We start from the raw sequence: 19,615 nt of genomic DNA on the forward strand, positions 1-19,615 counted from the left end.
GGTCTCAGCCCTTCTTGTTGCGGGGCGCGATCAGGCCCACATACATCAGCCAGCAGACCACGATGGTCAGGTACAGCACCACGACCGAGATGGCCGAGCCATAGCCGTAGTTCGTGCGCGGAAAGACTTCCTTGAAGATATGGACGCCGACATAGCGCGTGGCCGATCCCGGCCCGCCCCCGGTCAGCATCAGGACCTCGTCCACGGTCCGCATGGCGTCCATCATGCGGATGAAGACGGTGGCCAGGATCGCCGGCCGGATCATCGGCAAGGTGATGTGCCAAAAGATCTGGCGCCGGTTCGCGCCGTCGATCTGGGCCTGCTCGAACGGGTCGGCGGGCAGCGACACCAGCGCCGCGATCAAGGTCAGCGTGACCAAGGGCGTCCAGTGCCACACGTCCATGACAACCGTGGTCACGAAGGCCTGGATGGCGTTCTGGCCGATGTTCAGATCGTATCCCAGCCAGTTCGCCAGGAAGTCCGGGATGATCCCGATCGAGGGCGTGGTCATCAGCTTCCAGACCGAACCCACGATGATCGGCGCCATGATCAGCGGCAGGGTGTGGATGGTGCGAAAGAACGCCTTGCCGGGAAACTCCTTCATGAAGGCCTGGGCCAGCACATAGCCCAGGATCAGTTCGGACAGGACGGCGAAGAAGACGAAGGCCGCCGTCACCCCCAGCGAGGCGATGAACTGCGCATCAAAGACCACGCGCCGATAGTTCGCGGCCCAGTTGAACACCATGTCGGGACTGGCGCCGAACGGGTTCCATTGGTGAAAGGACACGAAGACGACGTAAAGGAAGGGAACCACGCCGAACAGGAACAGGATCAGCAGCGTGGGGGCCAGCAGGACCCATCCAAGGTATCTGGATTGCATCGGTTTGCTCCCGTCGGGCGGTGCGGATCGGGACGGGCCGCCGCCGCAGGGCAGGGCGGCGGCCCGGGGTTCGTCACTGGCGATAGCCCAGGTCGGTCAGTTCCTGTTCGGCCTTGGCCGCCATCTGGTCCAGACCGGCATCCGGGTCGATGGTGCCGGTCAGGATCTCATAGAAGATCGGCGCGGTCGCCTCGCGCACCTGGGCGTGGAACGGATAGGGGGGCGCGCCCTTGAACAGCTTGCCCTGGTCCTTCATCATGGTGAAATAGCCGCTCAGCTTGGCGTCCAGTTCCTTGACCTTGGGATCGTCATAGGTCGCGGTGGTGGTGATGCGCGATCCGGCCAGTGTCCAGTCGGGCTGGATCTCCTCCTCGGCCAGGAACTGCATGAACAGCAGCGTCGGGTCCTGGTTCTTGGAGGTGACCGGCAGGCCAAAGGCGCCGCCGTCATAGTACCCGATATAGCCTTCGCCCTTTTCGGCGGCTTCCATCACGCCCTCGGACACCGGGGGCAGGGCGACGCCGATCTTGCCCACCACGCGCGACTGGTTCGGATCCGAGGCAATCCAGGCGACGTTTTCGCCATAGACCAGGCCCTGGGCCGCGCGGCCGGCCGCCATCGTCGTCGCCACCTCGGACCAGGTGGACTGCACCGATTCCGGCGGCGCGATGTCGCGCAGGTGCAGCCAGTATTTCAGCGCCTCCTTGGCCTCGGGCGAGTTCATGCGCCCGCCGTGTTCGACCGTGGCTGCATAATTGTTGTTGGCGTCGATCCCCCAGTCATAGACCCCGAAGGTCGGGGCGACGGATTCGAAGAATTCGTACCAGGACGCCGCATGGCCGGTATGGGCCTGCGCGGTCGTGCCCCACAGCTCTTCGTTGTGGTCCTTGCCCCATTGGGTAAAGAACTCGGCGATCTGGGTATAGTCCTCATGTGTCTTGGCGGGGGCCAGGTCGCGGCCCGTCTTTTCCTTGAAGGCGGCCTTGATCTCGGGGTTCTCGAACAGATCGGTCCGATAGACATAGGGCTTGACGAAAGCCTCCATCGGCATGCCGTAAAGATGCCCGTTCTTGCCGCGGAAGTTGTCGGCAAAGCTGGTCAGCCGGCCCTCGTCGAAATCGGGCAGCTTCAGGTTCGGCTTGGCTTCAAGGGCGGCGGTCATGTCCACCAGGAAATCGCGCGCCAGATAGGCATAGACGATGTCCTGTTCGATATAGACCATGTCGTAGATGCCGGTCTTGGCCTCCATGTCCTTGATGGCCTTGTCATACATCTGGTCCCAGGAGGTCGTCTCGATCTCGACCTTGATGCCGGTCATCTCCTCGAACCGGGGCGCCAGGACTTCGCGCACATAGTTCGACGCCGGCGTCGATTCCGTCACCCCGCGCAGCGTCACGCCCTGGAACGGCTCGCCCGCCTTCTTGTAGAAATCCGCGTCCAGCGCCAGCGCGCCGCCGGCCATCAACGACAGGGCCAGCGCCGAGGCGCCCAGCCTGAAAAACTGTTGCATTGCTTCCTCCCCTAACCGGCGTTGCCTGGCGCGGTGATCCTCCCTCGCGCGCGGTCTGTCGCCTTGGGATGATCTTGGCAAATGCCCTGGCGGCTTGGCAAGAAAAATTTCAAATGTATCGCAATGAATACAGTTGTAATGCGTGCGCCCGGAAGGGAAAGATATGTCTGACGGGGCACCCGGCATCTTGACGTTCCCCGCCCCGCCGTGGATGAGAACCGCCATGCCCGTCGACCCCTTGCCCGAGGCCGAGCCCTTCGTCGCCGAAGTGTGCTGGCACTATTTCGTTAACGAGATGACCCAGGCCGAAATTGCCCGGCACCTGGGCGTGACCCGCCTGCGCGTCAACCAGGCCATCCAGCGCGCCCGCAGCCAAGGCATGGTCAAGATCGAGATCGACTCGCCCTTCGTGCCGCGCCTGGCCTTGCAGGACGGGCTGATGCAGCGGTTCGGCCTGAAGCGTGCCTGCGTGGCACCCGCCGACCCCGACCATTACGACTATCACGGACCCGTCGGCGCGGCCTTGGCGGCCTTCATGGCCGAGCGGCTGCGTACGGGGGCCTGGCACCGGCTGGGCGTGTCCTGGGGCATGACCCTGCAATCGGCCATCGACCGGCTGGTCCAGGAAAGTCATCCCGACCTGGAAATCATCTCGATGATCGGCGGCACCAGCCGGGGCGAGTCCTTCAATGCCTTCGGCATTGCATCGACCCTGGCGGGCCGGTTGGGCGCGCGCTATTCGCTGCTGGCCGCGCCGGTGTTCCTGGCCCCGCAGGTCGACCGCAGCGTGTTCCTGTCCCAGGACATCTTTGCGGAACATTACGACAAGATGGGCCGGCTGGACGCCGCGATCATGACGGCCAGCGACATTTCCCAGGCCAGCTACCTGATCCGCACCGGCCTGCCCGCCGGCATCTCGGCGCAGGACCTGACACGGGCCGGTGCCGTGGGCGACGTGGTGGGGCGGTTCCTGGACGCGTCGGGGCAGGTGGTCGCGACCCGTCTGAACGACAGCACCATCGGGATCGAACTCGAGGTGCTGCGCCAGGCTCCGGAACGCGTGCTGGCGGCTGCCGGTCCGCACAAGGTGGCGATTCTGCGCGCCGTGCTGCAGGCGGGGCTGGCCACGGTCCTGGTCACGGATGACGTGACCGCCCGCCTGCTGCTGGATCAGCCCTAGACGATCCCGCCGCCGCCCGCCGCCGATTTCGGCCGACTCGCTGCGACCCGCGCGCGGTAACCGCTGGCGCGGAAGGCCGCCACCGGCTCGACGGCCGCACCCTTGCGCAGCCGCGCCATCTGCAGGATCGGCTCGACATCGGTGCGGAACGCCGCACGCAGGGTCGCTGCCGCCATCAGCGCGTCGTTGTCCTGCCGGTATCCGTCCAGCGCCCTACGGTCGACCAGCGATGCCTGGACATAGGCGCGCTGGATTTCCACCGCGCTGACGATCAGGCTTTCGATGGGGTCGGTGACATTGTGGCTTTGGTCGATCATATGCGCCAGGTCCAGGCTGGGCGTATCCTCAAGCTCGACCAGCTCGTTCCAGACCAGGAACAGACGGAACGGGTCGATGGTGCCGCTGTCCAGGTCGTCGTCGCCGTATTTGCTGTCGTTGAAGTGGAAACCGCCCAGCTTGCCCGCACGGATCAGGCGCGAGACGATCATCTCGATGTTCACGTTGGGCGCGTGATGGCCCAGGTCCACCAGGCATTGCGCCTTGGGGCCCAGCTCCTGCGCGGTCATCAGGCTGGTGCCCCAGTCCTGCACCACCGTCGAATAGAACGCCGGTTCATAGATCTTGTGTTCGGAAAAGATCCGCCAGTCCTCGGGCAGGCCGGCATAGACCTGCTTCATCGCGTCCAGATACCGCTCGAACTGGCGCGAGAGGCTGGTCTGGCCGGGAAAGTTCGAGCCATCCCCGATCCAGACCGTCAGTGCGCGCGAGCCGATGGCGCGGCCGATCTCGATGCATTCCAGGTTGTGCTCGACCGCCTGCGCCCGCACCGCCGCGTCGGTGTGGGACAGCGAGCCGAACTTGTAGCTGAGCCGCTGTCCCGCCTGGTCCTGGAAGGTGTTCGAGTTCATGGCGTCGAACCCCAGCCCGACCGCCTCGGCCTTTTCGCGCAACAGCGCCGGGTCTTCCTTGTCCCAGGGAATGTGCAGGCTGACGCGCGGCGTGGCCCCGGTCAGGGCATGGATCACGCCGCAATCGTCCAGCTTGTCCATGATGCCGCGCGGCTCGCCCTCGCCCGGGAAGCGGGCAAAGCGGGTGCCGCCGGTGCCGGTGCCCCAGCTGGGCACCGCGACGCCGAAACCCATGGCGCGGTCGGTCAGCGCCTCGATATCGACGCCGCGCCGGGCCAGCTTTGCGCCAAGCGCGTCATAGTCGGCGCGCAGGTCGGCTTCGCGCGCGGCATTGTCCTGTTCGATCACATCCTTCATGGCGCTTACCGGGTAAAGGACTGGACGTTGCCCGCGTCCACGTTCAGGATGTTTCCGGTCGACTTGGCCGACAGATCGCTGGCCAGGAAATAGACTCCCTCGGCAATATCCTCGGGCAGGACCGAGCGTTTCAGCAGCGACCGCTTGCGATACATCTCCTCAAGCCCCTCCTTGTCGGTGCCATAGGTGGATGCGCGCTGGTCCAGCCATTCGCCTTCCCAGATGCGGGATCCGCGCAGCACGGCGTCGGGATTGATGACGTTGACGCGGATGCCGGCCTCGGCCCCTTCCAGCGCCAGGCAGCGCGCCAGATGGATCTCGGCCGCCTTGGCGGTGCAATAGGCCGAGGCGTTGGGGCTGGCCGCCAACCCGTTCTTCGAGGCGACGAACACTACCGCGCCGCCGATCCCCTGCGTGCGCAGCATTCGGAATCCCTCGCGCGAGACCAGGAAATAACCGGTGGACAGGATGTCCATGTTGCGGTTCCACAGCGCCAGCGAGGTGTCCTCGATAGGTGCGGACGAGGCGATGCCCGCGTTCGACACCAGGATGTCGATGCCGCCGAACTCGACCGCCATTTCGGCATAGGCGCGCACCACCTGGGCCTCGTCGGTGACGTTCATCTGCACCGATCGCACCATGTCGCGCCCGAACTGCCCGGCCAGCCCATCCTGCGCGGTTTTCAGCGCGGCGGCGTCGATGTCGGCCAGCATGACGCAGGCGCCCTCGCGCAGGAAACGCGCGGCGGTCGCGGCGCCGATCCCGCCCGCGCCGCCGGTGACCAGCGCCACCCGTCCGGCCAGCGATTTCGGCTTGGGCATCCGTTGCAGCTTGGCTTCCTCAAGCAGCCAGTATTCGATGTCGAAGGCCTCCTGTTCGGGCAGGCCCTGGTAGGTGCTGACGGCGCTGGCGCCGCGCATCACGTTGATCGCGTTCACATAGAATTCGCCCGAGATGCGCGCTGTCGCCTTGTCCAGCGCGAATGTCAGCATCCCCACACCGGGCACCAGATAGACGACCGCGTTCGGGTCGCGCAGGGCGGGGCTGTCGGGATGCTTGCAGCGGTCGTAATAGGCCGCGTAATCGTCGCGGTAATCGGCCACGGCCTGTTCCAGCCCGGCGATGGTCGCATCCAGGTCGGGGTTCGCGGGGTCGAAATCCACCACCAGCGGCCGGATCTTGGTGCGCAGGAAATGGTCCGGGCACGAGGTGCCGAGCGGCGCCAGCGTCTGCAGCATGGCCGAGCCCACGAAATCCAGCACCGCCGGCTGGTCGTCGAAATGCCCCACCTTGTGGCGGTCCCGGGAAATCAGTCCCCGGATCACCGGCATCAGCCGGGCCGCAATGGCGCGGCGTTCGGCCGGCTCCAGCGTCGGGCGGGTCTGGCCGCCGAATGCCGGCTTGCCTGCGCTACGCGCCTCAAGCCAGGCGGCGGCCTTGTTGATGATCTCCAACGTGGTCAGGTAGCAGTCCTTGGCGTCGTCCGCCCAGGTGAACAGGCCGTGGCTTTCCAGCACCGCGCCGCGCATCTGCGGGTTTTCGGTCGCAAGCTTTTCCAGCCACAGGCCCAGTTCATAGCCGGGCTTCTTCCACGGCAGCCAGCCGATTTCGTCGCCAAAGATCTCGGCCGTCAGCTCGCGCGAATTGACCGAGGCCGCGATGGCGATGATCGCGTCGGAATGGACGTGATCGACGTGTCTTTTCGGCACATAGGCGTGCAGCGGCGTGTCGATGCTGGCCGCCCGGGGGTTTAGCGCAAAGGTGCAATGGGGCAGGTAACCCACCATCTCGTCCTCATGCGCGACGCCGCGATACTTGCCCTTCAGCGCGCGCAGCTTGTCCATGTACAGCGTCGAAAACCCGTCCATGCCCATCGAGCCGATGTCGCCGCCCGACCCCTTGACCCACAGCACCTCGACCTGTTCGCCGGTCAGGGGGTCGGTCTCAAGCACCTTGGCGCTGGTGTTGCCGCCGCCATAGTTCGTCACCCGCTTGTCCGAGCCCAGCAGGTTCGAGCGGTAAAGCAGCTTTTCCGATTCGCTCATCCCGGCGGCGCGGGCATCGTCCCACAGGTTTTCCAGCCGGTTGGCGGTCATGGTCTGCGTCATGGATTTCCCCCCTGATGCGGCGGCCCGGCCGCCTTTCCCCTGCGGCAAATAGGGGGTGGACATACCCGGTTGTCAATCAGTTTCGATCATAACCGATCATTATTCATACGCAGAAAGCCGTTTTGCGCGTGAAAATGATTGACATTGATCGAAGATGCGAGAGAGTGGCGAACAGGGAAGGGAAATCCATGCTGGAAACGGAACGCCATCGCATCATCCTGTCGGCCGTGCAGGACCGGCCCGTGGTCACGGTCGCGGACCTTTGCGCCCTGACCGGCGTGTCCGAGGCCACGGTACGGCGCGACATCGCCCAGTTGCACGTCGCCAAAAAGCTGCGCCGCGTGCGCGGCGGGGCCGAGGCCATCGCGCCGCCGCAGTTCGTCGGCATCAACGCCCGCCCCTTTGCCGTGAACCAGACCATCCGCATGGCCGAAAAGCGCGCCATCGCCCAGGCGGCGGTGGACCTGTGCCAGGACGGCGACGCCATCATCATCAACGGCGGCACCACCACCTTCCAGATGGTCCACCCGCTCAGCGCGCGGCGGATGCAGGTGTTCACCAACAGCTTCCCGATCGCCGAACACCTGCTCAAGCACAGCAAGAACACGGTGCTGCTTCCGGCGGGGGCGATCTATCGCGAACAGAACATCATCCTGTCGCCCTTCGACCAGGACGGCAGCAGCCATTTCTATGCCCGGCGCATGTTCATCGGCTGCCGGGGCCTCGGGCCGCTGGGGCTGATGGAGGGCGACCCGCTGCTGATCCAGGCCGAACAGAAGCTGATCGGCCAGGCGGACGAACTGATCGTGCTGGCCGACAGCTCGAAATTCGATCAGCGCTCCAGCCTGCTGCTCTGCCCGCTGGCGCGCATCCACACCGTCATCACCGACGAAGGCATCGACGACCGCGCCGCCCGCATGCTGGAGGCGGCCGAAATCCGTCTGATCGTGGCCGAGGCCGCGCCGGACAACCGAAAACGCGCCGAGGAGTAGGCGGCGCGAAACGCTCAATGGGAGGGGAAGACACATGAGCATCATCCGAAAGGCACTGACCACGGCCGCCGTCGCCAGCGCGCTGATGGCGAGCGCGGCGCAGGCCGAGCCCGTGCGCATCGCGCTGGTCGCCAAGGCGCTTGGCATCGGCTTTTTCGAGGCCGCGAACAAGGGCGCGCAGGAAGCTGCCAAGGAACTGGGCGACGTCGAGATCATCTATACCGGCCCGACCGACACCACCGCCGAGGGCCAGATCGAGGTCATCAACAGCCTGATCGCGCAAAAGGTCGACGCCATCGCGATCAGCGCCAATGACACCGACGCGCTGGTGCCGACGCTGAAAAAGGCCATGCAGCGCGGCATCACCGTCATCAGCTGGGACAGCGGCGTCGCGCCCGAAGGGCGCCAGATGCAGCTGAACCCGTCCTCGCCCGCGCTGATCGGCAACACGATCATCAAGCTGGCCGCCGACCATCTGCCCGAGGGCGGCGAGGTCGCGGTCCTGTCGGCCACCACCACCTCGACCAACCAGAACACCTGGATCGAAGAGATGAACAAGGTCGCGGGCAACTATCCGAACGTGAAGGTCGTGGGCACGGTCTATGGCGACGACCTGGCCGACAAGTCCTATCGCGAGGCGCAGGGCCTGATGCAGACCTATCCGAACCTCAAGGCCATCATCGCGCCGACCAGCGTGGGCATCGTCGCGGCCGCCCAGGCGGTGACGGACGCGGGCAAGATCGGCCAGGTGAACGTGACCGGGCTGGGGCTGCCGTCGGAAATGGCGGGGCATGTGAAATCGGGCGCCTCGAAGTCCTTCGCGATCTGGAACCCCATCGACCTGGGCTATTCGGCGACCATGGCCGCCTATCACCTGGCCAAGCGCGAGGTGAAGGCCGAGCCCGGCGCGACCATCCCGATCGGCCGCATGGGCCAGATCACGCTGGACGACAAGACCGAGGCGGCAATGGCCGATCCCTTCGTCTATGACGCCTCCAACATCGACCAGTTCGCCGCGATCTTCTGATCCGTCGCGACCGTCGGCCTCCGGCATGGGCGGCTGCCCGTGCCGGGACATATCAAGGAACCGGATCATGCAGGCTGAACCCCGGCCGCTGGACGGCACCGCGCCGGTGCTGTCGCTGCGCGGCATCGTCAAGACATTCCCCGGTGTCCGCGCCCTTGGCGGGGTCGAACTGGACCTTTACCCCGGCCAGGTCACGGCGCTGGTGGGCGAGAACGGCGCCGGCAAGTCCACCATCGTCAAGGTCCTGACCGGCATCTACCAGCCGGACGAGGGGCAGATCCTGGTCGATGGCCGCCCCGCGCATTTCCCGACCGCCCAGGCGGCGGGGCAGGCGGGGGTGACGGCGATCCACCAGGAAACGGTGCTGTTCGACGAACTGACGGTGGCCGAGAACATCTTCATCGGCCACGCGCCCCGCACCCGCCTGGGCCTGATCGACCGCGCCGCCATGCGCACCCGCGCCCGCGCCATCCTGCAGGGCATCGGGTCCGATCTGGACCCCGGCACGCGCCTGCGCGACCTGGGGATAGCCAGCAAGCACCTGGTCGCCATCGCCCGGGCGCTGTCCATCGACGCGCGCGTGGTCATCATGGACGAACCGACCGCCGCGCTCTCCCACAAGGAAATCGCCGAGCTTTACGACCTGGTCGACACGCTCAAGCGCCAGGGCAAGGCGATCCTGTTCATCAGCCACAAGTTCGACGAGATCTTCCGCATCGCCGACCGCTGGACCGTGTTCCGCGACGGGCAATTCGTGGGCCAGGGTCTGATGGCCGACGTGACCGAGGGCGATCTGGTGCGGATGATGGTCGGCCGCTCGGTCGACCAGATCTATCCCAAGCGCCCGGCCCGGATCGGCCCGCCGGTCCTGACCGTCGCGGGCTATGCCCATCCGACCGAATTCGAGGGTATCGACTTTACCCTGCACCGGGGCGAGATCCTGGGCTTTTACGGCCTGGTCGGCGCCGGCCGGTCGGAACTGATGCAGGCGCTGTTCGGCATCACCCGGCCATCGCGCGGGGCCTGCCGCATCGACGATCAGGTGCGGGTCATCCGCTCGACCGCGCGGGCGGTTCAGGCGGGCATCGTCTATGTCCCCGAGGATCGGGGCCGGCAGGGCGCGATCAAGGGCCTGCCGATCTATCAGAACGTCACGCTGCCGTCGCTTTCCCGCACCAGCCGCCACGGCTTCCTGCGGCTGGCGCAGGAATTCGCGCTGGCCCGCGAATACACCCGCCGGCTGGACCTGCGCGCGGCAAGCCTCGATCAGGACGTGGGGCTGCTGTCGGGCGGCAACCAGCAGAAGGTGGTCATCGCCAAATGGCTGGCGACCAGGCCCCGCGTCATCATCCTGGACGAGCCGACCAAGGGCATCGACATCGGGTCCAAGGCCGCCGTCCACGACTTCATGTCCGAACTGGCCGCCGAGGGGCTGGCGGTCATCATGGTCAGCAGCGAGATCCCCGAGGTGCTGGGCATGTCCGACCGCGTCATCGTCATGCGCGAAGGCCGCATTGCCGGCGAATTCGCGGGCGAGGCGATGACACCCGAAAACCTGGTCCGCGCCGCCGCGGGCATCGGTCAACCGCAGGGGAAAGCCGCATGAGCCTGCTGAAATCGCGCGAGATCATCCTTGGCCTTGCGATCCTGGCGCTGCTGGCGCTGATCGCCAGCCGCTTCCCGGGCTTTGTCGCGCCGGCGAACCTGGCCCGCGTCTTCACCGACACCGCGCCCCTGATCCTGCTGGCTCTGGGGCAGATGGCGGTCATCCTGACGAAATGCATCGACCTGTCGGTGGCCGCGAACCTGGCGCTCTGCGGCATGGTCGCGGCGCTGATGAACGGCGCGGGTGTGCCCCTGCCGCTGATCCTGCTGGCGGTGGTGGCGCTTGGCGCGGCGCTTGGGGCGGTGAACGGGTTGCTGGTCTGGAAGCTGGGCATCCCGTCCATCGTGGTGACGCTGGGCACCATGACGATCTATCGCGGCAGCATCTTCCTGATGACCGGCGGGGCCTGGATCAACGCCCACCAGATGGGCGCGGGCTTCAAGGCGCTGCCGCGCCATGTCGTGCTGGGCCTGCCGGTCATGGCCTGGATCGCGCTGGCCGCGATTGCCGCCGTCGCCATCCTGCTGACCCGCACCGCGCTTGGCCGCGCGCTTTACGCGGTCGGCGGCAACCCCCATGCGGCGGTCTATACCGGCATCTCGGTCGGGCGCACGCAGTTCGCGGCATTCGTGCTGTCGGGCGCGCTGGCCGGGCTGACCGGATACCTCTGGGTGGCGCGCTATGCCGTGGCCTATGTGGACATCGCCGGGGGTTTTGAGCTGGACGTGGTCGCGGCCTGCGTGATCGGCGGCATTGCCATCGCGGGCGGGTCGGGCACCGTCGCCGGCGCGGTCATGGGGGCGCTGTTTCTGGGCATCATCAAGAACGCCCTGCCGGTCGTCGGCATCTCGCCCTTCTGGCAGATGGCGATTTCGGGCAGCGCGATCCTGCTGGCCATCGCCTTCAACGCCATGAGCCGGCGCGAGCCGGGCCGCATCATCCTGAAGAAAGCCGAGGCCGCCCGATGACCGCCGTTCCAAACAACGCTGCCCGTCAGATCCCCGACCGCCTGACCAGCCCCGCGTCCCGCGCCCTGAAAAGCTGGGAGGCCCTGCTGGCCCTGGTCGCGGTCGCGATCTTTGCCCTGAACGCCTTCGCCTCGCCCTATTTCCTGGACCCGTGGAACCTTTCGGACGCCAGCTTCAACTTCACCGAAAAGGCGATGATCGCCTTCGCCATGGCCATGCTGATTGTCGCGGGCGAGATCGACCTGTCCGTCGGCGCGATCATCGCGCTGGCCTCGACGGTCATGGGGCTGGCGATGGCGGCGGGCGCCTCGACCCCGGTGCTGGTGGCCCTGGGCCTGGGCACGGGGGTTTTGTGCGGCGCGTTCAACGGGCTGCTGGTCGCGCGCTTCGGCCTGCCCTCCATCGTCGTGACCATCGGCACCATGAGCCTGTTTCGCGGCATCAGTTACATCGTGCTGGGCGACGGCGCCTTCACCGGCTATCCCGACAGCTTTGCCTGGTTCGGGCAGGGCTATGTCTTCTGGGTCATCACGGTCGAACTGGTGATCTTTGCGCTGGCCGCCCTGGTCTTTGGCGTGCTTCTGCACCGCACCAGCTTTGGCCGCATGGTCCAGGCCATCGGCAACAACGCCACCGCCGCACGGTTTTCCGGCATCCGGGTCGAGCGTGTGCGCTTCATCCTGTTCCTGCTGACCGGGCTGATGAGCGGGATCGCCGCCGTCTGCCTGACCTCGCGCCTGGGATCCACCCGCCCCTCGATCGCCTCGGGGTTCGAGCTTGAGGTCGTGACCATCGTCGTCCTGGGCGGCGTCAGCATCCTGGGCGGCTCTGGCAGCATCCTGGGCGTGGTGCTGGCGGCCGTGGTCATGGGGCTGGTGACCTTCGGGCTGGGGCTTCTGAACGTGCCGGGCATCGTCATGTCCATCGTCGTCGGCGCCCTGCTGATCGCGGTGATCGCGCTCCCGCGCTTGTGGTCCATGCGGCGGAGGGCATGATGCAGAAACACGCCTTTCGCATGCAGCTGAACCCCGGCATGGCCAATGAATACCGCCGCCGCCACGACGCGATCTGGCCGGAACTCGTCGCGCTGCTGCGGGACGCGGGCGTGCGGGACTATTCGATCCACCTGGACCCGGAAACCGACGCCCTGTTCGCCGTGCTGTGGCGGACCGACGACCACCGCATGGACGACCTGCCCGCCCATCCGGTGATGCGGCGCTGGTGGGCGCATATGGCCGACATCATGGCGACCCAGCCGGACGGCGCCCCGGTCGCCGTCCCCCTGGTCCCGATGTTCCACCTGCCATGACCCCCGCCCGCATCGCCGTCATCGACATCGGCAAGACCAACGCCAAGCTGGCGCTGGTCGAGGCCGAGACCTTGGCCGAGATCGCCGTCGTCACCCGCCCGAACCGCGTCCTGCCCGGCCCCCCCTGGCCGCATTTCGACCTTGAGGGGCATTGGCAGTTCTTTCTGCACCACCTGGCCGATTTCCATGCCCGGCACGGCGTCGATGCGATCTCGGTGACGACGCATGGCGCCTCGGCCGTGCTGCTGGAGGGGCAGGGGCGGGCGCTGCCGATGCTGGACTACGAACACCCCGGCCCCGACACTCTGGCCGCTGCCTATGACGCGATCCGGCCCGATTTCGCGCAGACCGGCTCGCCCCGGCTGCCCATGGGGCTGAACCTGGGCGCGCAACTGCATTGGCTGCTGTCGGACCCCGATGTTGCGGGGCGCGTCGCCGATGTCGTGACCTATCCGCAATACTGGGGCTGGCGGCTGACGGGGGAACGCGCCAGCGACGTGACCTCGCTGGGCTGCCACACCGATCTTTGGAACCCCTGGTCGGGACGGTTCTCGGATCTGGTCGAACGGCTGGACCTGACCGGCCGCATCGCCCCGGCGCGCCGCGCGAACGAGGTGCTGGGCGGCCTGCTGCCCGATGTCGCGCAGGCCACCGGCATCCCGGCCGGCACGCCGGTCGCGGTCGGCATCCATGACAGCAACGCCTCGCTTTTCGCGCATGTGCTGGGGCGGCAGGGGGCGTTCTCGGTGGTCTCGACCGGCACCTGGGTGGTGGCGATGGCGGTGGGCGGCCGGCCCGGCGCGCTGGACCCAGGCCGCGACGTGCTGGTCAATGTGAATGCGCTGGGGGCGCCCACGCCCTCGGCCCGGTTCATGGGCGGGCGCGAGTTCGAGATCATTCGCGCCGGCAGCGCGGCCGAGCCGTCTGACCGCGACCGCGCGGCCGCGCTGGACGCCGGGCTGATGATCCTGCCGGCGGTCGAGCCGGGGTCCGGCCCATTCCGTGGCCGCACAATGGCGTGGACCCGACCGCCTGCGGGCGACGGCCAGCGCATGGCCGCCCTGTCCTGGTATCTGGCGCTGATGACCGACAGCTGCCTGCGCCTGGTCGGCGCGCAGGGCCGGGTCATCGTCGAGGGGCCCTTCGCCCGCAATGGCGATTTCCTCGACATGCTGGCCGCGCTGCGCGGCGAGGGGGTGGAAACCGCGACCTCGGCCACGGGGACCTCGGTCGGGGCGGCGCTGCTGTGCCTGCCGCCCCGCACCGCACCCGCCACCCGGACCTGGCCGGTGCCCGCGCAGGCCGACGCGCTGCGCCTTCATGCCCGGCGCTGGTACGATCGCCTGGGCGACAGCGCGCCCTCCTAGATCAGCATCGACAGGTCGCGGGCGCAGGCCTCGGCCGCCTTGCCCAAGGGTCCGGTCAGGCAGTCCCCGGCCAGCCGCGCCGCCTCGGCCAGGGTCCACAGCGTGTCGGAGTCCAGGGCTTGAAGGGCGTCGTCCCGGGGCAGGGCGGCGATTGCATTCGTGTCGCCCTGCGCCAGCGCCTGCAGGAACAGCGCCAGCGGGCGCTGCGGGTCGTCCCGTGGCAAGGCCGCCAGCGCCGCCACGGCGGCCGTTGCCGTGTCGGCCGCATTCTTTCCGCGCAGGATGGCCGCCAGCAGCCGCCGCAGCGCGATACGCCCGGCCGCGGCAACGCTGCCGCGTTGGGTGGCCAGATCATGCGCCTCGTTCAGCGCGTCCAGGGCCTGGTCCAGCGCGGCGTTCCGGGGCTTGGCCTGGCTTTCCAGGGCGGCCAGGCGCAGGTGCAGGCCCGCGATCAGTTCCAGCCGCTGCGGGCTGGGGCCGCAGGCGGTGTTCAGCAGGCCCATCGCCTGGACTGCGGCGCGCAGTTCGTTGGCGTCATCCTTCGGCAGGCGCAAAGGCAGCGCAAAGCGGTCCTGCAGCGCGCGCACCGGCAGGGTCAGCGTCTCGGCCATGGCCGCGCGGCGATAGGCGTCGACGGCGCTGGTGATGTCGCCGCAGGCGGCATAGGCATCGCCAAGCGCGCTTGCCACATCCGAGCGGTCGGCCCAGCCGTTCCTGCGGATGTCCTCCTCGAACTTGCCCAGGCGGATCAAATCGGCCTCGCGCGTGGCCAGGAAATCCTGGCGCAGGCGCTGGGTTCCGGCGGGATCGCCGGACAGCGGCGCAGGCGGGGCGGCGGCGCAGGTGCTCAGGCGCTGCAGAACCGCCACCGCCTCGGACGGAGAGGCGGCGTCCGGCGTGGCCTCGGTCCAGCCCCTGGGCGCAAGCGACAGCGCAAAGCCCGGATGCCCATAGCACTGATAGGCGCCCCAGGTGTTGTCGGTGGTGGCGCCATCATGGGCCACCTCGCGCGCATGGCGCACGGCGGCGCCAAAGTTCTGGCCGCCGCAAAGATCGGTGTAAAGCGTGCGGGCAAAGCGCATGGCGGAGCCATCGTCGACGGCCCAGCCGCAGGCGACCACGGCGGGGCAGCCCGCCTCGATCAGTTCGACCGCCAGGCTTGCGGCCAGGGCCGGCCGGTCGCGGCGCAGGTGACGGTCGCTTTCGGGGATGCTGCCCAGGTGGCAGCAGTTCAGGAAGGCCAGCGCCGGCGGCTCGGGCAGTTGCGCCAGGATGCCGGATTCGATCACGTCCAGCGGCGGCGCGCCCAGCACGATCCCGGTGCGCGGCGGCTGGTCGGGGGTGGGCTGCCAGTCAAGGACGCCGTGGCTGGCCACATGGATCACGTCCCACACGCGCGAGAACAGCGCGGCGATCACCTGATCCGGTGTGGCGGTGTCGCCGATCATGCGTGTCACGCCATAGCCTGCCGCCTCCAGCAGACCTGCGACCGCTTCGGCCTCGGCCCGGGCGCCGGGCAGGGCGGGCAGCGTACTGCCGCCCCCGCGCGGGTCGCCGATGACCAGCGCCTGCCGGTTGCCGCCGCCCAGAGGCCGAAGCGGACGCTCGCGTTGCGCCAACAGCTGGCGCAGCACCCCGTAGCGCACGGACGGGGGCTTGGTCGCCATCAGGACCTCTTCGCCGAAGCCGTCGCGCGCGGGGCGGCGGTCGTCCAGCATCTCCCACGGGATCGCGGCCGTCTCGCGGTCCAGAACCAGGCGCAGGTTGCGGTCCTCGATGCTGTGCTGCTTCAGCTCTGCGGGCCACAGCAGTTCGAACAGCGTCCGCCCGGGCGACAGGCCCCGCGGGTCCGCCATGCCCGCGCTGTCCGGGATCATCGAGACATAGTGCCCGACCAGCCGGCGGCTGGTGGCGACCACCTTGGCCTCGACCCGGGCGCGCCCGTCCACCAGCAGATAGCGGAGCGGGCCTTCGCGGGCGGGCTGGCCGGGCGCGGCCGGCTCGGGCGGGTCCGAGGTGATCGACACCTCCATCCACCAGTCGGGCGCGGTTTCGGGGCCGGTCCGGCGCCAGCCGCCACGCCCCTGCTCCAGCCGGCCGGCCAGGGCGAAGCGGCCGGGCAGGCGGGTGATGCGGCCGCGCGCCGAATGCCAGGCGGTGACGGCGATCTGTTCGACCGACTCGATGATCTCGATCTCGGTAAAGCGCAGCGGCTCGTCGCCCGGGACCGCGCCGGCAGGCTCGGTTTCCAGCAGGCGGTTGGCCTGGTCGACCGCGTTCAGGATGGCGTTGACGCTGTCGGCGACCGCGATCATGCCGCTGCCGCTGCCCAGCAACACCACCGAGACGGCCAGGGCGCGCCGGTCCGTGTCGGTCTGCTGGACGGCGTCGGCATAGGCCAGCAGACCGCAGCGGATGGTCCGCATCAGGCTGCCCGTGGTCAGGGCCGAGGCGACGCCCAGCCCCACCACGATGCCGCCCCGCAGGCCCGTGCCCGCCGCGCCGCCCGCATCGGTCGTGGTGGCGGGTTCCACATGCACATCCCAACTTTCGATGATGCCGGGGTGCAGGCCGCGCGCATTGCGCCGGCTGAGCCTGCCGTTCAGGCTGCGGTCCAGCGCCGCCTCGGCCCCCATGATCGGATCGCCCAGGTTGTGGCCGACCAGAATCGGGTGGCGCGCGAACTCCAGGTTGCCGTGGACCACGGTCACGCGGACCTCGGGGCTGGGGGCCGAGCGGTCCAGCAGCGCGGGCGGGCTGGCCCCCATGGCCATCGCCAGCAACTGCGGGCCCGAAGGGATCAGGGGCAGAACCTCCGTGGCCGGGACGACCTGCGTGGCCGCCACCGCGGCCGTCGCCCCGCGCCGGCCCGGCCGGTCCGACAGCAGGGTGGTCGTTCCCCGCAGCAGCAGGTCGGCGATTGCCGGATGCAGATAGGCGTCCTTGCACAGGTCGCCGTGTTCCGACGGCGCATACCAGACCGGGACCCCGTCGGGGATGCCGGTGCGCCACAAGACGGTGCCGTCGCCCTCGGGCGAAACCCGCATGCGCAACGCGCCATCGACGACAAGAAGCTCGGCGCAGGTATCGCCCATCCCGGCGACGTAAAGGCTGCGGCCTTTCGGAATGCCCGCCTTGTCCCGCAGCAGGACCTGGGCCTGCGCCGCCAAGGCCAAAGCCTGGGCCGAGGGCGCTTCGGCGTCAAATCCCGCCCAGGGTTCCGGGACCAGCAGCTCGGGCGGCAAAAGCTGCACCGCGCCGGGCCATTCGCGCAGGATGGCGGTGATGTCGCCGATGTCGTCATGCGGGCTGAGCAGGGCCAGCGCCTTGACCGTCCGGGTCCGTCCCAACAGCGCCAGCCCCATCTGCCAGGACCCGCCGTTCGGCGTTCCCAGCATCAGAAAGCGCGATTCGGGATGGGCCATAAAGCCGCGCATCAGCTCGGGCGACTGGGCCAGCGCCATGCGCGCGACCAGCCCGCCCATCGAATGGCCGACGATGTGAAGCGGGCGGCTGTCGTCCTGGGCCAGCAGGGCCGTCAGCCTGGCCGCCAGGCGGGCGCCCAGGTCCTGCAGGGACAGGCGCCAGTCATAAGGCATGGCCACGACCTCATGGCTGCGCGCCAGATGATCGCAAAGCGCGCCGTAGTAAAGCCCGACCACCCCGTCTTCCGTGATCTGCGTCCTGCCGAGCGCCAGGGACTTCACGCCCCGCGTGCAGATGCCGAAAGGGCTGACCCAGACGCGATTCTTCCCCACGGCAAGGTGGCTGCCGGTGATCCCAGGCAGGATGACGGCCAGCGGCGTGCCCCGGCCCCGCGACAGAAAAGGCGCGGCATCGGCCGAGCGGATCGTGCCGCGCAGCCTGGCCTCGGCCTCGCGCATCTGCTCGGGCAGCGAGGGGACCGATCCCTCTCTCAGCAGGGCAGGGTCGCGCAATCCCAGCAGCATCGCCTGCGCGGTCGGGTCGTTGGCGAAGAAGCGCGAATGATCGACCTGCGGCCCGCGATCCAGCACCAGGGGCGGGGCCACGGCGCGGGGCGACCCGCCCCCGACCGAGCCGGTTTCCACCACCAGGTCGTTCTCGCCCTGGAGCAGCGCGTCGGCCAGCCAGACCAGCAGGCGCTTGACGACGCCCGCCGGCTCGGCGTCGCCGCCGATGACGACCAGCCCGTCCTGGGCGGGGGCTTCGTCCTGGGGCGGGGCGGGGTTGGCGGGCCCGCGGTTCAGGATGGCCAGCAGCGGGGACGCGTCCGGCGCCATGGCCGCGATGCCGGGCAGGGCGTCGGGGTTGTCTTTCCCGGCCGAGGCCGCCAAGGCCAGCCGCCGCAGCCCCTCGACCTTGCGCTGCACAGCATCGTCGATGGCCAGGGGGTCGATCGTCTGCTGCACCAGGTTGAACAGCAGGTTCAGCCAGCGGTCCAGCCGGCCACCGGCCAGGTCGGTGCCGCGCGCCGGGCAGGCCACCCGGACAAAGCGCGTGACCCGCACCCCGCTAGCGACCAGCGCCTGGCCCAGTTCCTTGGCCGCAGGGCGGTCCCGTTCGGCCAGTTCCTGCACCTCGGCCGGGTCGAACACCGTGTCGGTGCCCGGCGCGACCAGTTGCGGCCGGGCCAGCAATTCGCCCACCAGCCCGCCGCGGCTGTGGCTGACAAGGTGCAGCGTGATGTCCGGGGGCAGCGCCGCCAGCAGCGTCGTGGCGTTCTGGATCGGGTCCTCGGTCAGGGTGCGGTGGTCGAAGGCCAGCACCCGCCCGGGATAGGTCGCATGCAACTGGCGCCAGATCGCCGGCTGCGCCCCGATCAGCTTGCCAAAGCCCTCCAGCGTCGAGGAGGCCGTGCCGTGCAGGAACAAAAGCCAGGTCTTGCCCTCGGCTGCGGTGCCGGGGGCAAGGGGCTCCAGCGTGCCGTCGGGCAGCCAGCGGTTCAGCCCCAGCGCGGGGTTCTGATCCTCAAGCTGGCGGGCTGCCTCGGCGGGCTTGCCATCGACCTTGAGCACCTGGACGGTCTTGACCGCCCAGGCCAGCAGTCCCCGGTCCAGACCGCGGCGACCGCGCGCGGGCGGGTCAAGCTGAAGATGGGTCGGCAGCACCAGCAGATCGTCGCCCGCGCCGTCGCGGGTCATCGCCGCGCCACTCGCCAGCAGGGCCTGCGCCTCGTCCCCGCGCAGCAGCAGGCGGGGGGCGCCCTCGCCCTCCATCTGCAGTTCCAGCACATGGTCCGGCGGCAGGTCGATCAGCACCGGCAGGGCATCGCCGCGCAGGCCGGTCACGGCAACCTTGTCCTTGACCTCGACGGTAACGGCCCCGTTTGCTGCCGGCGTCTCGTCGACCGGGACCTGCTTTTGACCGTGGATCTGCAGCTTCATGGGCGGCTCCTGCCTGCAAGGGTTGCGGATGGGTCGG

The 19,615-nt window shown here is 68.5% G+C and carries 13 protein-coding genes; 8 read left to right on the forward strand and 5 right to left on the reverse strand.

Translation table 11 applies throughout. From position 1 onward, the window contains the following. Positions 1-4: 4 nt before the first annotated feature. Both BU28_RS0106585 and BU28_RS0106590 read right to left on the reverse strand, forming a co-directional pair. Positions 5-880: a carbohydrate ABC transporter permease gene (locus BU28_RS0106585; protein ID WP_028718771.1), complete on the reverse strand. Its 876-nt coding sequence runs from the start codon at positions 878-880 to the stop codon at positions 5-7. A gap of 73 nt (positions 881-953) precedes the next feature. Further along, on the reverse strand, positions 954-2,390 hold the full coding sequence (locus BU28_RS0106590; RefSeq protein ID WP_028718772.1) for an extracellular solute-binding protein: 1,437 nt from the start codon (positions 2,388-2,390) through the stop codon (positions 954-956). A gap of 223 nt (positions 2,391-2,613) precedes the next feature. On the opposite strand from BU28_RS0106590, the gene BU28_RS0106595 reads away from it, so the two are divergent. Continuing rightward, on the forward strand, positions 2,614-3,570 hold the full coding sequence (locus BU28_RS0106595) for a sugar-binding transcriptional regulator (RefSeq protein WP_028718773.1): 957 nt from the start codon (positions 2,614-2,616) through the stop codon (positions 3,568-3,570). Here BU28_RS0106595 and rhaI read toward each other — a convergent pair. Together rhaI and BU28_RS0106605 are read right to left on the reverse strand one after the other, a co-directional pair. Beyond that, a complete protein-coding gene (rhaI, locus tag BU28_RS0106600; protein ID WP_051577902.1) occupies positions 3,567-4,835 on the reverse strand; it encodes an L-rhamnose catabolism isomerase in 1,269 nt (422 codons plus the stop codon). The genes BU28_RS0106595 and rhaI overlap by 4 nt on opposite strands. Before the next feature lie 5 nt (positions 4,836-4,840). Continuing rightward, complete coding sequence (locus BU28_RS0106605; protein ID WP_028718775.1) at positions 4,841-6,943, reverse strand: bifunctional rhamnulose-1-phosphate aldolase/short-chain dehydrogenase; 2,103 nt, start codon at positions 6,941-6,943, stop codon at positions 4,841-4,843. Between the two features lie 188 nt (positions 6,944-7,131). Between BU28_RS0106605 and BU28_RS0106610 the strand changes: the two genes are divergently transcribed. The 7 genes from BU28_RS0106610 (at position 7,132) to BU28_RS22210 (ending at position 14,212) form a co-directional block, all read left to right on the forward strand. Further along, positions 7,132-7,935, forward strand: coding sequence for a DeoR/GlpR family DNA-binding transcription regulator (locus BU28_RS0106610; RefSeq protein WP_036762188.1), 804 nt, complete (start codon positions 7,132-7,134; stop codon positions 7,933-7,935). Positions 7,936-7,969: 34 nt separating this feature from the next. Next, a complete protein-coding gene (gene rhaS / locus BU28_RS0106615) occupies positions 7,970-8,962 on the forward strand; it encodes a rhamnose ABC transporter substrate-binding protein (protein ID WP_028718777.1) in 993 nt (330 codons plus the stop codon). 67 nt (positions 8,963-9,029) lie between these two features. Then, positions 9,030-10,568, forward strand: a complete 1,539-nt coding sequence (locus tag BU28_RS0106620; protein ID WP_036762191.1) for a sugar ABC transporter ATP-binding protein — start codon at positions 9,030-9,032, stop codon at positions 10,566-10,568. After that, positions 10,565-11,536 (forward strand): ABC transporter permease, encoded by a 972-nt coding sequence (locus BU28_RS0106625; RefSeq protein WP_028718779.1) that lies wholly within the window; start codon positions 10,565-10,567, stop codon positions 11,534-11,536. Before BU28_RS0106620 ends, BU28_RS0106625 begins: the two co-directional genes overlap by 4 nt. Then, the gene (locus tag BU28_RS0106630) at positions 11,533-12,531 is read left to right on the forward strand and encodes an ABC transporter permease (RefSeq protein ID WP_028718780.1); all 999 of its coding nucleotides are present in this window, start codon (positions 11,533-11,535) and stop codon (positions 12,529-12,531) included. The genes BU28_RS0106625 and BU28_RS0106630 overlap by 4 nt, the downstream gene beginning before the upstream one ends. Beyond that, entirely contained in the window at positions 12,531-12,845 is a 315-nt protein-coding gene (rhaM, locus tag BU28_RS0106635) for an L-rhamnose mutarotase (protein ID WP_028718781.1), read from the forward strand. The genes BU28_RS0106630 and rhaM overlap by 1 nt, the downstream gene beginning before the upstream one ends. Beyond that, positions 12,842-14,212 carry an FGGY-family carbohydrate kinase gene (locus BU28_RS22210; RefSeq protein WP_036762193.1) on the forward strand — a complete coding sequence of 457 codons (1,371 nt, stop codon included), beginning with the start codon at positions 12,842-12,844 and terminating at the stop codon, positions 14,210-14,212. The genes rhaM and BU28_RS22210 overlap by 4 nt, the downstream gene beginning before the upstream one ends. Here BU28_RS22210 and BU28_RS0106645 read toward each other — a convergent pair. Further along, on the reverse strand, positions 14,209-19,578 hold the full coding sequence (locus BU28_RS0106645; RefSeq protein WP_028718782.1) for a CHAT domain-containing protein: 5,370 nt from the start codon (positions 19,576-19,578) through the stop codon (positions 14,209-14,211). The two genes, BU28_RS22210 and BU28_RS0106645, sit on opposite strands and share 4 nt — an antisense overlap. Between the last annotated feature and the right edge of the window lie 37 nt (positions 19,579-19,615).

This window comes from Paracoccus yeei ATCC BAA-599, assembly GCF_000622145.1.
Classification (GTDB): Bacteria; Pseudomonadota; Alphaproteobacteria; order Rhodobacterales; family Rhodobacteraceae; genus Paracoccus; species Paracoccus yeei.

What these genes read in the sequence shown, in the direction of transcription:
- BU28_RS0106590 (WP_028718772.1), bottom strand. Translation starts at nt 2,390, where the DNA reads ATGCAACAGTTTTTCAGGCTGGGCGCCTCGGCGCTGGCCCTGTCGTTG.
- BU28_RS0106595 (WP_028718773.1), top strand. Translation starts at nt 2,614, where the DNA reads ATGCCCGTCGACCCCTTGCCCGAGGCCGAGCCCTTCGTCGCCGAAGTG.
- BU28_RS22210 (WP_036762193.1), top strand. Translation starts at nt 12,842, where the DNA reads ATGACCCCCGCCCGCATCGCCGTCATCGACATCGGCAAGACCAACGCC.
- BU28_RS0106630 (WP_028718780.1), top strand. Translation starts at nt 11,533, where the DNA reads ATGACCGCCGTTCCAAACAACGCTGCCCGTCAGATCCCCGACCGCCTG.
- BU28_RS0106620 (WP_036762191.1), top strand. Translation starts at nt 9,030, where the DNA reads ATGCAGGCTGAACCCCGGCCGCTGGACGGCACCGCGCCGGTGCTGTCG.
- BU28_RS0106645 (WP_028718782.1), bottom strand. Translation starts at nt 19,578, where the DNA reads ATGAAGCTGCAGATCCACGGTCAAAAGCAGGTCCCGGTCGACGAGACG.
- BU28_RS0106625 (WP_028718779.1), top strand. Translation starts at nt 10,565, where the DNA reads ATGAGCCTGCTGAAATCGCGCGAGATCATCCTTGGCCTTGCGATCCTG.
- BU28_RS0106605 (WP_028718775.1), bottom strand. Translation starts at nt 6,943, where the DNA reads ATGACGCAGACCATGACCGCCAACCGGCTGGAAAACCTGTGGGACGAT.
- rhaI (WP_051577902.1), bottom strand. Translation starts at nt 4,835, where the DNA reads ATGAAGGATGTGATCGAACAGGACAATGCCGCGCGCGAAGCCGACCTG.
- rhaS (WP_028718777.1), top strand. Translation starts at nt 7,970, where the DNA reads ATGAGCATCATCCGAAAGGCACTGACCACGGCCGCCGTCGCCAGCGCG.
- rhaM (WP_028718781.1), top strand. Translation starts at nt 12,531, where the DNA reads ATGCAGAAACACGCCTTTCGCATGCAGCTGAACCCCGGCATGGCCAAT.
- BU28_RS0106610 (WP_036762188.1), top strand. Translation starts at nt 7,132, where the DNA reads ATGCTGGAAACGGAACGCCATCGCATCATCCTGTCGGCCGTGCAGGAC.
- BU28_RS0106585 (WP_028718771.1), bottom strand. Translation starts at nt 880, where the DNA reads ATGCAATCCAGATACCTTGGATGGGTCCTGCTGGCCCCCACGCTGCTG.